Source organism: Hymenobacter cellulosivorans, from assembly GCF_022919135.1.
Classification (GTDB): domain Bacteria; phylum Bacteroidota; class Bacteroidia; order Cytophagales; family Hymenobacteraceae; genus Hymenobacter; species Hymenobacter cellulosivorans.
The window spans coordinates 6,060,966-6,075,700 of record NZ_CP095049.1 but is presented as its reverse complement, the minus strand read 5'-3'; the positions used below and the strand labels follow the sequence as shown (position 1 = coordinate 6,075,700).

9 protein-coding genes are annotated in these 14,735 nt (G+C 59.8%); all 9 read right to left on the bottom strand.

What is annotated here, in order from left to right:
* Window positions 1-63: 63 nt before the first annotated feature.
* Window positions 64-4,587: a glutamate synthase large subunit gene (gltB, locus tag MUN80_RS25810; protein WP_244717978.1), complete on the bottom strand. Its 4,524-nt coding sequence runs from the start codon at window positions 4,585-4,587 to the stop codon at window positions 64-66.
* A gap of 443 nt (window positions 4,588-5,030) precedes the next feature.
* A complete protein-coding gene (locus tag MUN80_RS25805) occupies window positions 5,031-5,714 on the bottom strand; it encodes a response regulator transcription factor (protein WP_244717976.1) in 684 nt (227 codons plus the stop codon).
* Window positions 5,715-5,835: 121 nt separating this feature from the next.
* Window positions 5,836-8,196, bottom strand: coding sequence for a SulP family inorganic anion transporter (locus MUN80_RS25800; RefSeq protein ID WP_244717974.1), 2,361 nt, complete (start codon window positions 8,194-8,196; stop codon window positions 5,836-5,838).
* A 640-nt stretch (window positions 8,197-8,836) separates the two neighbouring features.
* A complete protein-coding gene (locus MUN80_RS25795; protein ID WP_244717971.1) occupies window positions 8,837-10,270 on the bottom strand; it encodes a DUF6986 family protein in 1,434 nt (477 codons plus the stop codon).
* A 94-nt stretch (window positions 10,271-10,364) separates the two neighbouring features.
* Entirely contained in the window at window positions 10,365-10,706 is a 342-nt protein-coding gene (gene uraH / locus MUN80_RS25790; RefSeq protein WP_244717968.1) for a hydroxyisourate hydrolase, read from the bottom strand.
* A complete protein-coding gene (gene uraD / locus MUN80_RS25785; protein ID WP_244717965.1) occupies window positions 10,703-11,209 on the bottom strand; it encodes a 2-oxo-4-hydroxy-4-carboxy-5-ureidoimidazoline decarboxylase in 507 nt (168 codons plus the stop codon). The genes uraH and uraD overlap by 4 nt, the downstream gene beginning before the upstream one ends.
* 82 nt (window positions 11,210-11,291) lie before the next feature.
* On the bottom strand, window positions 11,292-12,038 hold the full coding sequence (allE, locus tag MUN80_RS25780; protein WP_244717962.1) for a (S)-ureidoglycine aminohydrolase: 747 nt from the start codon (window positions 12,036-12,038) through the stop codon (window positions 11,292-11,294).
* A gap of 5 nt (window positions 12,039-12,043) precedes the next feature.
* Window positions 12,044-13,306, bottom strand: a complete 1,263-nt coding sequence (locus MUN80_RS25775; protein ID WP_244717959.1) for an allantoate amidohydrolase — start codon at window positions 13,304-13,306, stop codon at window positions 12,044-12,046.
* A 75-nt stretch (window positions 13,307-13,381) separates the two neighbouring features.
* Window positions 13,382-14,719: an allantoinase AllB gene (gene allB / locus MUN80_RS25770; RefSeq protein WP_244717955.1), complete on the bottom strand. Its 1,338-nt coding sequence runs from the start codon at window positions 14,717-14,719 to the stop codon at window positions 13,382-13,384.
* Between the last annotated feature and the right edge of the window lie 16 nt (window positions 14,720-14,735).

Below are 14,735 nucleotides of genomic sequence, written 5' to 3'. Positions count from 1 at the left end.
TTTCGCCCGAAAGAGGTTTCCGCTGCCCTCCACATGACGTTCGTTACTATTGAATGCGTAAGGCTAGCCGGCCGTAGCGTAGCGGGCCTGTTGCAGTACTTTCTTGTATTCGGAAGGAAAAACTTTCACAAAGCGCCCGGCTTCCTCGGGCCAGTTGCCCAGCAGGTAGGCCGCCAGCTGGCTGCCCGTGAGCTGCTGGTGCTTGCGCAATAGGCTCTGAATCTGGGCTTCGTCGTCGGCGTCGAGCGGGTCGAGCTCCACCATTTCCTGGTTGCAGTTGTCGGGAAAGGTGCCGTCGGGGTCGTAGACCCAGGCAATGCCCCCGCTCATGCCGGCGGCGAAGTTGCGGCCCGTACGACCCAGAATCAGGGCCCGGCCGCCGGTCATGTACTCGCAGCCATGGTCCCCGACGCCCTCCACGACGGCCGTGGCCCCGGAATTGCGCACCGCAAACCGCTCCCCGGCCTGCCCGCGCACAAACAGCTCCCCGGAAGTAGCGCCGTACAGGGCCACGTTGCCGATAATAATGTTGTGCTCTGGTACAAACTTGCCGTCACTAGCCGGAAAAATAGCCAGCTGAGCCCCCGAAAGGCCTTTGCCCACGTAGTCGTTGGCTTCGCCTTGCAAAGCAAACGACAAGCCTTTCACGCTGAAAGCCCCGAAGCTTTGCCCGGCCGAGCCCTGGAAACGGTAGTTGATGGTGTTCTCGGGCAGGCCGGCGGCGTGGTAGCGCTTGGCAATTTCGTTGGAGAGCAGCGTGCCAATGGTCCGGTCGGTATTGCGCACCGGAAACTCGGCAAACACCGGAATCCGCTCATTCAGGGCCGGTTCGGCATGGGCCAGCAGCTGCCAGTCGAGGATGTTGTCGAGGCCGTGGTCCTGGTTTTCGCTGTGGTAGAGCGTGCCACCAGACGGATTAGCCGCTGGCTGCAACACTCCGGACAGGTCGAGGTGGCGGGCTTTCCAGTGGGTAATTCCCTCGCGCACTTTCAGAAACTGCGCGCGGCCCACCATTTCGTGAATCGTGCGGAAGCCCAGCTCGGCCATGATTTCACGCAGCTCCTCGGCCAAAAAGCGGAACAGATTCACGATATGCTCGGGCTGCCCGCTGAAGAGCTTGCGTAGCTCGGGGTCCTGGGTAGCTACGCCCACGGGGCAGGTGTTGAGGTGGCATTTGCGCATCATCACGCAGCCCCCCGCCACCAGGGCCGCCGTGGCCACACCCCATTCCTCGGCGCCCAGCAGGGCGGCCACGGCCAGGTCGCGGCCGGTTTTGAGTTGCCCGTCGGCCTGCAGCACCACGCGGCTGCGGAGCTGGTTGCGCAAAAGCGTCTGGTGAGCCTCGGCCAAACCCAGCTCCCAGGGCAACCCGGCATGCTTGATAGAACTGATGGGCGAAGCGCCGGTGCCGCCATCGTAGCCGGCAATGAGAATCACGTCGGCATGGGCCTTGGCCACACCCGCCGCTATGGTGCCCACGCCGGCCTTGCTGACCAGCTTCACGTTGATGCGGGCAGCGCGGTTGGCGTTTTTCAGGTCAAAAATGAGCTGAGCCAGGTCCTCAATGGAGTAAATGTCGTGGTGGGGCGGGGGCGAAATCAACCCCACGCCGGGCGTGGCGTGGCGCACCTTGGCAATCCAGCTGTCCACCTTATGGCCTGGTAGCTGCCCGCCTTCGCCTGGCTTGGCGCCCTGGGCCATCTTGATTTGGAGCTCGTCGGCGTTGGTCAGGTAGTGGGCCGTGACGCCGAAGCGGGCCGAGGCAATCTGCTTGATGGCCGAGCGCATGGAGTCGCCGTTGGGCAGGTGCTCGTAGCGCATCGGGTCCTCGCCGCCTTCCCCGGTGTTGCTCTTGCCCCCGATGCGGTTCATGGCAATGGCCAGGGTGCTGTGGGCCTCATGCGAAATCGAGCCGAACGACATGGCGCCGGTGGCAAACCGCTTCATGATGCTCTCGGCCGGTTCTACTTCGTCGATGGAAATGGCCGGCCGGTGGCGGGCAAAATCCAGCAGGCCGCGCAGGGTGAACATCCGCTCGGGCTGCTCGTTCACCAGCTTGGCGTAGCGGCGGTAGGTTTCGTAGTTGCCGGTGCGGGTGGCCAGCTGCAGCAGGTGTACCGTTTCGGGGTTAAACATGTGGGCCTCGCCGCGGCGGCGCCACTGGTACACGCCGCCGTCGGGCAAGAGCTGCTGCTCCTCGGGCGTACTACTCTTAAAGCCCTGAAAGTGCTTGTAGAGGGTTTCGCGGGCAATTTCGTCGAGGCCCAGCCCGCCGATGCGGGTGACGGCCCCGGTGAAATAGTTATCCACCACGTGCTGGTTCAGTCCCAGAATTTCGAACACCTGGGCCCCGTGGTAAGACTGTAGGGTGCTGATGCCCATCTTGGAGAAGATCTTCAGCAGCCCGTCGCACACAGCCTTCACGTAGTTTTTGACCAGCTGCGGATGGTCCTGGCTGGTGTTGAAGTCGCCTCCCTGCTGCATGGTCTGGATAGTAGCCAGAGCCAGATAGGGGTTGATAGCCGTGGCCCCAAAAGACAGCAGACAGGCAAAGTGATGCACTTCCCACACGTCGCCGGCTTCTACTACCAGGCCCACCGAGCCCCGGTACCCCTTGCGGATCAGGTGGTGGTGCACCGCCGACACAGCCAGTAACGACGGAATCGGGGCGTGTTTGGAATCCAGGCCCCGGTCGGAGAGAATCAGTACTTCGAAGCCGTCCTTCACCGCGTCTTCGGCGTAGCGGCACAGGCGTGCGAGGCCGTCCTGCAACGAGCCGGGCTTGCCATCGGCCTTGAAGTAAGACAGCAGCGTCTTGGCGTTAAACAAGCCGGTGTCGATGCTGCGCAGCTTTTCCAGCTCGTGGTTGGTCAAAATGGGCTGACGCAGGGCTACGCAGTGGCAGTGCATCTTGTCTTCGTCGAGGATGTTGCCGTTGTTGCCGATGAAGGTGGCCAGGCTCATCACCAGCCGCTCCCGTATCGGGTCAATCGGCGGGTTAGTGACCTGAGCAAAGAACTGTTTGAAGTAGCTGCTCAGGTGCTGGGGCTGGTCCGACAGCACGGCCAGGGGCACGTCCACGCCCATCGAGCCGATAGGCTCCTTGCCTTCCAGGGCCATGGGCGTAATAATCGTGTCGATATCCTCCCGGGTATAGCCAAACACCTGGTGGTACTTGAAGACCGAGTCGGCGGCTAGGTCGGTAAAGACCTGGCGGGGTTCGGGCAGTTCTTCCAGCCGAATCTGGTAGTCATTCAGCCACTGGCCGTAGGGCTGCTGGGCCGCGGCCTGGGCCTTAATGCCCTGGTCGGTGATAATCTGGCCGGCCACGGTGTCAATTAGCAGCATTTTGCCCGGCTGCAAACGACCCTTTTGAATCACCGTCGACTCGGGAATACCTAGCACCCCGGCTTCGGAAGCTACCATCACGCGGCCATCGTCCGTCACGACGTAGCGCAGAGGGCGCAGGCCGTTGCGGTCCAGCATGGCCCCGATTTGTTGGCCGTCGGTGAAAATAAGCGCGGCCGGGCCGTCCCAGGGGGCCATAAACGTGGCGTGAAACTCGTAGAAAGCCTTTTTCCACGGGTCCATCTGGGTGTTGCCATCCCAGGCCTCGGGCACCAGCATCATCATCACGTGGGGCAAGGAGCGGCCCGAGTGCAGCAGGATTTCTACAATGTTGTCGAGGCAGGCCGAATCCGACTGGCCTTCGTCGATAACGGGCAGCAGCATGTCCATTTCCTCCGCGGAGAAGTAAGGTGACACGTAGCTGCGCATGCCGGCGTAAAACCAGTTCAGATTGCCCCGTAGGGTGTTGATTTCGCCATTATGCGCCAAGAGCCGAAACGGCTGGGCCAGCTTCCACGAGGGAAAGGTGTTGGTGGAGAAGCGCGAGTGCACCATGCCAAAGGCCGACGTAACCCGCTCATCGGACAAGTCGGGGAAGTAGCCCCGCACCTGATAGGTGGTGAGCTGGCCTTTGTAAACAATGGTTTTGCAGGAGAGGGAGGCGAAGTAAAAGTCGCCGCCGGCCTTGAGGTTGGCTTCCAGCACCAGCTTGCTGATGTAGCGGCGCAGCACGTACAGCTTCCGCTCAAAGTCCTCTGGATTTGAAACGCCTTCGGGCCGGCCAATGAAGACCTGCTCCATATCGGGCTCGGCGGCCAAGGCCGTGGGGCCAATACCAGCCGGATTGACGGGTACCGGCCGGAAGCCCAGCACGGGCATGCCCAGCTTGGCGGCCGCCTCGTGCATCAGCTGGCGGCAGGCATCCTTTGTCGAGTGCTTTTTGGGCAGAAACACCATCCCCACACCGTAGCTACCCGGCTCGGGCAAGCGGATGCTCAGGGCGGTACATTCTTCCAGGAAAAACCAGTGGGGCACCTGCAGCAGAATACCGGCCCCGTCGCCGGAGTCGGAGTCGCAGCCACAGGCACCGCGGTGCTCCATGTTTTCGAGCATGGTCAGCGCGTCGGCAATAATCTGGTGCGACTTCTGACCGTTCAGATAGGTAATAAAGCCGGTGCCACAGGCATCGTGCTCAAACTCGGGACGATACAGACCCTGCGCGCTATTTTCGGGATTCATCGTAAATCGGTGTCGTGGGGAGTCCGTCGGCCGAATAGAAGTAGGCCGAAATGGCAAGATATTCCCCTCCGCGAGGCGGGCACGTCAGACTTGGCCTCCGCTACGATTTCCAACCCGGCTTTACGCGTAGTTTAGGTCCTCAAAATAGCCCGGTAACGATGCAAAAAGCGGGTTTTGCTATACTCTTCTCTTACAATAGCCGATGCCCGCTGCCAGTTGGTAGAGGCGGGTATTCGGGCTCAATGGCGGCCATTTCTACCTGCTAAATAGCCCCATGGCCAAGGCGGGCTTGCCGAGTGCCAGTCTGCAAGCCCGCCAAAGCAGCAGCCCGTAGCCCACGCGTTGCGGACGCCGGGTTTGCAGCCCCGGGGTGGGCAACGACGTAGGCTACGGGCTGGAACCCACGGTACAGTTCACTAACTATCGACTCTATAAATGCAAGGTCAGGCGGCGCGGTCTTCGAGAATGTAGCCGATGCCATTGAGCGTATGAATCAGCTTGGGACTGAAGTTCTTGTCAACTTTTTTGCGCAGGTAGTTCACGTACACGTCCACCACGTTGGTGCCGGTATCGAAGGCCAAATCCCAGACTTTTTGCACGATTTCCTGGCGGGTGACGGCCCGGCCCTGGTTGTGCATGAAGTATTCCAGCAACGCCAGCTCCCGGCCCGTCAGGTCGATGCGCTTGTCGCCGCGCTTCACGATGCGGCTGCGGCCGTAGAGCTCCAGGTCGGCTACTTTCAGCACATTTTCGGCCGGGGCTGCCGCGGGGTAGCGCCGGTGCAGGGCCCGCAGCCGGGCCAGTAGTTCCCCGAATTCGAAGGGCTGAACCAGGTAATCATCGGTGCCCGCCTCAAAGCCCTGCAGCTTGTAGTCGGTAGACGTATTGGCTGTAAGCATGAGCACCGAAAGCTTGTCGTAGTGCTGCCGGATAAAGCGGCACAGCTCGAAGCCACTGGAATCGGGCAGGTCGGCCTTGAGCAGCACCGCAGTGTAGGTAGCCGAGGCCAGCATCTGGCGGGCGGAGGGCGCATTAAGCGCCACTGCTACGTTCAGGTCATGTTCTTCCAGGTTGCGCTTCAGCAAAGCAGCAGCCATCAGGTCGTCTTCTACCAGTAAAATATTCATCCGCGCGCAAGTAGGGTTCGGCAAGGCTTCCGGCCGCCGCGGGTGGCAGCCGGAAGCTATGACTGGGTTAGGAAAAGGTACTTCGGGTGGGATGGGAAGGCGGGTGGGGCAAAAAACGGGGCTATGGCACGCCCAGGGCAGCATCGCCGTCGAAAGGCGGAATGGCAATGATGGGACCCGTGCCGGTGCTGACCGAGTAGATGGAAGGGGCCTGGGTCAGGCTGCCAGACAACCGGCGCAGTCCTTCGGGAGCTACCTGGTAGCGGAAAATGGTGTCGTATTCGGCAAAGTCGCGGCGCACGTCCACTTCCAGGTCGCGGATAACGCCGCCGTGGATGTCGTACACCCAGCCGTGCAAGTGCAGTGGCGCCGCGGCATTCTGTACGGTCGAGCTTTGCTGTAGGTTATACACCTGTTCGATGACGTTGAGCTCAACCAGGCGGCGGTAACGCTCATCCTCGGTTTCCAGCTCGCCCAGCTCGTGGTTGTGCTTGTGCATTACCTCGCGCACGGCGCTCAGCCAGCTGTGCACCGCGCCTGCGTCCTCGTTCTGCATGGCCGTTTTCACGCCCCGGCAGCCGTAGTGCCCGCACACGATGATGTGCTGAATCTGCAGCTCGTTGACGGCGTAGTCGAGCACCGAGGCCAGGTTCAAATCGGTGCTGACCACCAGGTTGGCCACGTTGCGGTGCACGAAAACCTCCCCGGGCGCGGTGCCGGTCATCTCGCTCACCGATACGTGGTTGTCGGAGCAGCCGATGAACAGGAATTTGGGCGTCTGCTGGGCCGCGGCCTCGAAGTAGTGGGGGTTGCGGCGCAGCTTTTCGGCTACCCAGTTGCGGTTGTTGTCGAAGAGCTTGTAGTAAGCCTCGAAGTCGGCTTCCTTACTGCTCACGTGGGGCTGGGCGGCTATGTTTTGGGCGTAATCCTCGCCTTTGCGCAGGAAAATGAGCTGAATATTGCGCTGCCGGGCCGTTTCGCGGAAGTTCTCAATGGCGCTGAGCACGTCCCGGTCGATGTAAGCCGAGTTGGTGCCGTCAATTTCTACGGTGGTGTTCACCGGAATATCCTTGAGCACGGTCATGATGCTGGCCTTGTTCAGGAACGAGACATGCTCGCCCAGGCTGATGCGCAGGTGTTCTTCGCCCTGCACGGTGTAGCTCTGGAAGAAATGGGCATTCTTGTAGGTTTCACGCAGCACGAAGAACAGACCCACCGCTGCGCCAATGCCGATACCGATAAGCAAATCGGTTAGCAGAATGGCTACGATGGTCACGATGAAGGGCAGAAACTCGGTGAGGCCGGCCTGGAAATGCTGTTTGAAGATGCTGATGCGGCCCAGCTTGTAGCCCGTCACGAGCAGAATAGCGGCCAGCGCGGCCCAGGGAATTAGGTTCAGCAGGCCCGGAAACAGCACCACGCTTATTACCAGCAGGCTGCCGTGCACCAGAGCGGCTATTTTAGTGCGGCCCCCGGCGTTGATGCTCACCGAGCTGCGCACAATCACCGACGTAAGCGGCAGGCCACCAATCAGACCACTGATGAAATTGCCGACGCCCTGGGCCTTGAGTTCGTGGTTGGTGGGCGTTTTGCGCTTGAGTGGGTCCAGCTCGTCGGTAGCTTCCACGGCCAGCAAGGCCTCCAGGCTGGCTACCAGGGCAATGGAAAAGGCGGCGGAGTAGATTTTGAGATTAGTAATCTGCGAGAAGTCGGGCAGGGTAAACAGGTCGACAAACTCCGCCGCATTCTTGGGCACCGGCAACTGCACCAAGTGGGTGCCGCCCAGCATATAGGCCGGGTTGAGTAGACCAGCCAGGGTATTGAGCGTAATACCGACAATGATGACCACCAGCGCCGCTGGCACCGCCGACAGCACCTTGTTATTCTTAAAGAGCGGCTGTTCCCAGGCAATGAGAATGCACAAACTCACCAGGGCGATAACCAGAGCCGTGGCGTTGAACTCGCGCACGGCGTGCTCCAGCAGACCTTCCAGGTTGCCGCCGTTCCAGGAAAACAAGGCCAGGGATTCTACCGCGTCGGCATCGTAGCCCAGGATGTGGGGTAGCTGCTTCAGAATCAGGATGATGCCGATGGCAGCCAGCATGCCCTTGATAACCGACGACGGAAAAAAGTTGCTGATGATGCCGGCCCGCAGCACGCCCATCAGTAGCTGCAAGCCGCCCGCTACGCACAAGGCTAGCTGCAGAGCCCGAAACGAACCCAGTGCTTCCAAACTGCTCACCACGACCAGAATCAGGCCGGCTTCGGGGCCGGAAATACTAACGGCCGAGCGGCTCAGGGCACCCACTACCAAGCCCCCGACAATACCGGCAATGATGCCCGAAAACAGCGGGGCGCCCGAGGCCAGGGCAATACCCAGGCACAAGGGCACAGCTACCAGAAACGAGACCAAGCCACCTTGCAGGTCGCTCTTGAAGTAGGAAAAATCCCAGGTTTTGGGACTAGCAGATACACTTGACATAGGCGCAGTAAAAGACATGAGAATTCCGGCGCGGCCCGAAAGCCGCGAAATGGAAAGGAATAGCAGGAAGGCAGAAAGCAGAACCGGCTACCTAGAGCCCGATGCAATTGGCCCGGGATTAAAGAGGTTTCTAATCTGGCGGGTCAACAAAAAGAACTTCGTAATCAGAAAGTTAAAATTGGTATTGCAAATGTATAGCCTTAATACGGGGGTAGAATTAAAGGAGTATTATAAGGTTATTAGATTCTTGTTAAAAAGATATTAGAAAACGGTGAAAGAAAATTGTTATAAAAAATTGATAAATACTGGCAAAAAACAACTTTAACCAACCTTTAATTTTAATTAAATAGCGTGTTTAAAGGCATGAATAACAATAATATATATTTTAATATATGTCTTTATGGCTACCTATTTTAAGGTGAAAAATTGTTATTATATTCCAGTATGAAAGCCTTTTAATGCGGCCTTAAATCTTTCTAATTAGTAATTATAAGCTCGTTGCAGGCTTTCTGTAATAAGTAAGACTTAGTATAAACTACTTGCCGGAATCAACCAGGAGGATGCAGTAATTAGCCATAAAAAAGCCCGTCAACCATTCGGAAATGGCTGACGGGGTGAGTGTCAAAATGAGTCGGACGCTTTACTCTTTTTGCCGCCGGCCCTCCAGGATGCGGAAGAAGGAGCGGGTATGGATTTCTTCCAGCGTCAGGCCCGTAGCCAGCACTTCTTCTTCCGTGATGGCGCCGCAGTTCATTGCTTTGAGGAAGAAGTTGAGCAGGCCCTGGCCGGTGGCAGCATCGTCGAAGATGTCGCCGGTGAGGGTGGAAATGGCGGCCCGCTCTACGAAGGTTTTCAGGCGGTGCACCGCGTCGTCGTAGGAGCTCAGGAAGAAGTTATAGGTAGCCGCGTAGCGCATCGGCAGTTGGGCCGGGTTCAGGTCCCAGCCCTGGTAGAGGCCATTGATGAGGGAGTGGGTGGTATGGTGGAAGCCCTGGCGCCAGGCGTTGTGCACCGAGTCGCGGTTTTCCTTGAGCTGCTCGAAGCTCAGGTTGTCGCCGCGGTGGGGACCGATGGGCATCACGTTGGTAGCCCCGTCGGAGAGGAAGATGCCGGTGCCGCCCAAAGCCACCTTGGTCATGTGGTGGGCAAAGTCGCAGACGGGGTGGGCCATGGTCTGGTACTTGGCCGTAATGCCGGCCGAGGCAGTGTAGTCGTAAGTGCCGAAGTGGGCCGCTATGCAGCGGCCCTCACTGGCCCGGATGATGCGCATCAAGGGGTTGCGGCCTTCCTCGTCCATGATGATTTGGGTGGCCTCCACCATGGTTTCCATCTTCAGGGTGCCGGGCGCGAGGTTGTTGGCCTTTTCCAGCAGCTCAAACAGGCGCACCATCGTGGTCATCTGCTCCGGAATGGTCACCTTGGGCAGCATTACCACAAAGTTGTCGGGCAACTGGCCGCCGGTGGCTTCGAGCAGGGTGGTCAGGAAGATGTCGAGCGTACGGACGCCGCGGGTCTTCAAATCCTCGGTAAAGGGCTTAATGCGGATGCCGATGAAGGGCGACAATGTGCCGTTTTGCATGCCCTTAGCCACCTCCTGGGCGGCGCGCACGGCGGTTTCGTCTTCTTCCGCGTCGGGGCGGTTGCCGAAGCCGTCCTCGAAGTCGACCCGGAAGTCTTCCACGGCTTCGCGCTGCAGCTTCTTGATAATCTTGTTATACACCGAGTACGAAAGCCAGGCGTGCTCCTGCTTGCGCTCCTGCTCGCTCATGGCATCAAGGCGCTGGGTCAAAGCCTGAATGTCTTTCTCAAGCGTAGGCAGGTGCTCATAGCCCTTGAGCTGGAGCACGCGGGCCAGCTCGGCGAAGTTGGGTGCGTAGGTACGCAGGTTGTTCAGGGCAATGTCGCCCATGCGCACGCAGGTGTCCGATTTAAACAGGTTGGCCCCACCGTACACAGTGTGCACCGGCTGCCGGTCGGGTTTGTCGCCGGGGTAAGTTTGCTGAAAGTGACGGTTGGCCACGCCCAGCTGGTCGAGCAGCTGGGTTTTGTCGGTGTCTTGTAAGCTGAGTTTCATACGGGAGAAAAAGGCGGGAATTGCAGGTTTGAAAAGGCTTAGAGCGTCATGTCTCGCTCAGGCTCGACATGACTACAATATATTGCCGGGATGCTCAGCTGCCGCGGTAGGTGCTGTAACCAAAAGGATTGAGCAACAGTGGAATGTGGTAGTGCTCGGCGGCCAGCACGTTGAAGACGATTTCGACGAAGGGGTAGAAGATGGTGGTGCCCTGCTGCTCGAAGTATTCCTGGGTGAAAAACTTCATTTTGTAAGTGCCTAGCGGCAACTGCTGGTCTTTGGGCAACAAATCGGGGATGCGGCCATCGGGGTTGGTGCGGCCCCGGGCCAGCTCCTGCCAGGTATCAGTTTCCAGCAGGCCCGATAGGGCGATGGTAACGCCCTGCGCCGGGCGGCCCAGGGTAGTGTCCAGGATGTGGGTGGTAATCTGGCTCATGCGGCTAAGAGTTTTTTGAGGCGGAGGCGGGTGATTTTGTCCTGCTCGGCCATGGCCACGCGGATTTCCTGCTCGGGCGAATTGGGCAGCCGAGCCTGCAGCAAAGCCAGCATTTCCTCAGCCGACTTCCCCGTGGCGCACACAATAAAGATGTAACCGAACTTCTGCTCGTACGCGTTGTTGCCGGCCGCCAAAGCTTCCAGCGTTTCCTGGGAAGCCTGCTTGACAGCACCCTGCTCGCCCTCGGCCCACTGGCTGGTGCTGGCAAATTTCTCCTTGAGCGAGTTGACATCCCCGATTTTGGGGTGGTGGGTAAAAGCCTCGCGCCAGTCGGCTTCGCAGAGGCGGTGCCAGATATCCTGGGCCTGCTGAAACAGCGTGTCGGAGTCGACTATGGGAAAGGCGACGTTTAGTTGCTGCACCCAGGCCGTGGCCCCGCAGCACTTGGCCAGGGCCTCAGCGCGGGCTGGGGCGGGGAGGGAATTGAGTTCGGAAAGAGTCATGGGGTGTAGCTCAATAGCAGAACCGGTTTGCCAAAGTCAGTAGACCGTCCTGTCGACCTGTATAAAATAGCCGAAACTATGACTACAGCACCGTCGGGAAGCGGTTCACGTTCTTGTAGTAGATGTATACTGAAGGTTCCTTGCCCATGGTGGTGGCCCACTGCTGGCAGTAGGGCGCCATCCAGATAGAGTCGCCTTTCTTGACCGGGTACCACTGCTGGTCGAGCACATAGATGGCCTGGCCTTCCAGATACAGCAGCCCGTGCTCCATGATGTGGGTTTCGACCATGGGCAGGTGGCCGCCCATGTCGTAGGTGAAGATGTTGACGGCCATGTCGAAGCCCAGCTCGTTGGGCAGCAGCTCCTGAATCCGCAGGGCCTCGTCGTTCATGTAGATGGGCGCTTTGGCAAGGTCGCGGGCCCCAAACAGCACGCCGGGTGTTTCGTAGCCCGGCAGCGGCTCGTACACTTTGTGGAACGTCAGCACCTGGGTGCCTTCCGAAGGATGCTGAAACAGGTAGGTCTTCTCCACCGGCACGTACACGTACACGCCCTTCGTGAGCGTCTTTTCCTGGCCGTCGACGGTGGCTTGCAGCTGGCCTTCCACTACATAGAAGAAAATCTGGGCGGCCTGGGTTTGGCCTTTCAGCTCCCCGCCTTCGCGCAGGGTAATCAGCGTCTGGGCCAGGCGGGCACCCATCTGCTCATTGATGATGACGTTGACCGTGCAGCCAGTCCAGCCGGGTACGTTGCTGTTGATGTAGCCGTCGGGGGCAATAATGGCGTGGTTGTGCTTGACCACGGAGCGGGTCAGGGCGGAAATTTCCATCGGTTCTATTCGGAGAGGGTGGTTTGGTAATGGGAGAAAAGCAGCTGCAAAAACCGCTCGGACACCTGCACGGCCGCGGCCACGTCAGCTAATTCCACGTTTTCCAGCGGGTTGTGGCTGATGCCCTTAAAGCAGCGGATAAAGAGCATGGTAGCCGGCGACACGGCCGAAATCGGTACCGCGTCGTGCCCGGCGCCGCTGACGAGTTGCACGGTTTCGTAGCCCGAATCGGCAATGGCCTGGCTGAGCAAGGTATTCATTTCCGGCGCGCAGCTCACCGGGGCCGTGTGCTGAATCAGGTTCCAATTAAGCGTCAGGCTGCGTTTTTGGGCAATGGCTTGGGCTTTCTGCTCCAGCTCGGCATAGGCCGAGGCCAGGCGGGCCGCGTCGGCACTGCGCAAATCCAGGCTGCAGACCACCTCGCCGGGAATGACGTTGCTGGCCGCGTAGCGTACGTCGAGCTTGCCCACGGTGGCTACCAGCTCGTGCTTATTCACTACGCCAAACTGCTCGGCGGCCAGCACGAATTCGGCGGCTCCGGCCAGGGCGTCTTGGCGCATGTGCATGGGCACGGTGCCGGCGTGCCCGGCCATGCCCTGCCAGGTCAGCTCCACGCGCTGCTGCCCGGCAATGGCCGTCACCAGGGCCACCGGAATCTTGTTTTCCCAGAGCACCGGGCCCTGCTCAATGTGGGTTTCGAAGTAGCCCAGCCATTGGTCGGCCGGAATGGCTTCGGCCGGCAGCAGCTGGGTCGTGCCGCCCATCGTTTCGATGGCCTGGGCCAGGGAAATGCCGTGGGCGTCGGTTGTGGTCAACAGCTGCGGGTCAAAAGAGCCGGCCACGACTTTGCTGCCCAGATAGGTTGTGTGGTACCGCACGCCTTCCTCGTCGCTGAAGGCAATCAGCTCGACGTGAAACGGCAGCTCGGTCTGGGTCTGCACCAGTTGCTCCAGCAAATCCAGACCCATGAGCACGCCCAGCGGCCCGTCGTACTTGCCGGCATTGACCACGGTATCGATATGGGAGGCCATGACGAAGGTTTTGGCCCCGGCATTGCGGCTCACCAGTCGCCCCCGCACGTTGCCGATACTGTCGACGCGAGTGGCTAGTCCGGCCGCGTCCATCCAGGACTTGACCAAGGCGCTGCCCTGCAAAAAGGCCGGCGTGCCAAAGGTGCGCGTCACGCCCTGCGGGTCTTCGCTGATGGCGGCCAAGGCCTCAATGCGGCGCAGGATTTTCTCGGCCCGGGAAGTGTAGTTGTCGTCCACTCAGTAGTGGGTTAAAGGGTTGTAATTGAAGGTCGAGCCAGCTGTAGCGCGAACTACAAAGTTCGCGCTACAGCTTTACCGGCCCGTCAGCAACTGGCCTTGGTTTAAAGCCAGGAAGTTTGGCCGCTGGTACACCGGCTGCCCAGCCAGCCACGTCTGCTCCACCACGCCCCGCAGCTGCCGTCCCACGTAAGGCGACACTTTGTGCTTGTGCTGAATCAGCTCGGCGGTGACTTCAAACGTCTGCTCGGGGTCCAGAATCAGCAAATCCGCGTCGTAGCCTTTGGCAATTTGTCCTTTCCGCTGGCTTTGCCCAATAAGCTTAGCCGGATTGGTGCTGAGCCAGGTGGCTAGGTCCCGGAGTGAGGCGCCGCGCTGCTGGGCCGCCGTCCAGAGCACCGGCAAGGCTACTTGCAAGGAGGCAATGCCGCCCCAGGCCGTGGTGAAGTCACCAGTTGCAATTTGCTTGAGGTCGGGTGGGGCAGGGGAGTGGTCGGTGGCGACAAAGTCGATGATGCCCTGCTGCAAAGCCTGCCAGAGAAGGTCGTTGTTGGCTTTTTCCCGAATCGGCGGGGCGCACTTAAACTGGGTCTGCCCGTCAGCAATGTCCTCGGCGTTGAAAAAGAGGTAGTGCTGCCCGGTTTCCACCGTCAGCGGCAACCCCTGGGCCTTGGCCGCGGCAAGGGGCCCGATAGAGTTAGCCGACGACAGATGCACGATATGCACGGGGCAGCGAAACTCCGCGCAGAGCCGAATCATCAGGGCTACCGCGTCGTCTTCCCAGTGTTTGGGCCGCGAAGCCAGGTAGTTCTGGTAGGAGCGAGGGTCGTGCTGCTTCCACTCCGCGTCGTCGGTGGTCAGCTCGCAGTGCACCAGCAAAGGCAGGCCGTGCCGGGCCAGAACGGGCATTACCTGCCGCAAGTCATCCTCGGTAGCGTTGGGGAAATCATCGATGCCGGAATGGGTCAGAAAGGCTTTGAAGCCCAGCACGCCCCGCTCAATGAGGCCTGTAACTTCTGCCGCGTTGCCAGGCACGATACCGCCCCAGAAGCCTACGTTGGTGTGCAGCTGGCCCTGGGTAGCGGCCAGCTTAAGCTCAAAGTTGGCTACCGACGTCGTGACCGGGGCCGAGTTCAGGGGCATGTCCACGAGCGTGGTCAGGCCACCGGCCAGTGCGGCGCGGGTGGCCGTGTTGAAGCCTTCCCACTCGGTGCGGCCTGGCTCGTTGATGTGCACGTGCGGGTCGATGACGCCGGGCAGCACGGCGTGGTTGCCTACATCTACCACGGGGCAGCTCACCGGGGCGTCAATGGGCAGAATCTCGGCAATCCGGCCGTTGTCGATGAGCACCACGGCGGGCTGCTCGCCGGCGGGCACTACCACGCGCTGGCTTTTTATGGCTACCTCTGGCATACGGAAGAGACTTTCT

Bases quoted from the DNA above. Each gene is read 5' to 3' on its own strand.
- allE (WP_244717962.1), bottom strand. From the start codon at position 12,038: ATGGAAATTTCCGCCCTGACCCGCTCCGTGGTCAAGCACAACCACGCC.
- MUN80_RS25805 (WP_244717976.1), bottom strand. From the start codon at position 5,714: ATGAATATTTTACTGGTAGAAGACGACCTGATGGCTGCTGCTTTGCTG.
- MUN80_RS25795 (WP_244717971.1), bottom strand. From the start codon at position 10,270: ATGAAACTCAGCTTACAAGACACCGACAAAACCCAGCTGCTCGACCAG.
- uraH (WP_244717968.1), bottom strand. From the start codon at position 10,706: ATGAGCCAGATTACCACCCACATCCTGGACACTACCCTGGGCCGCCCG.
- allB (WP_244717955.1), bottom strand. From the start codon at position 14,719: ATGCCAGAGGTAGCCATAAAAAGCCAGCGCGTGGTAGTGCCCGCCGGC.
- MUN80_RS25800 (WP_244717974.1), bottom strand. From the start codon at position 8,196: ATGTCAAGTGTATCTGCTAGTCCCAAAACCTGGGATTTTTCCTACTTC.
- uraD (WP_244717965.1), bottom strand. From the start codon at position 11,209: ATGACTCTTTCCGAACTCAATTCCCTCCCCGCCCCAGCCCGCGCTGAG.
- gltB (WP_244717978.1), bottom strand. From the start codon at position 4,587: ATGAATCCCGAAAATAGCGCGCAGGGTCTGTATCGTCCCGAGTTTGAG.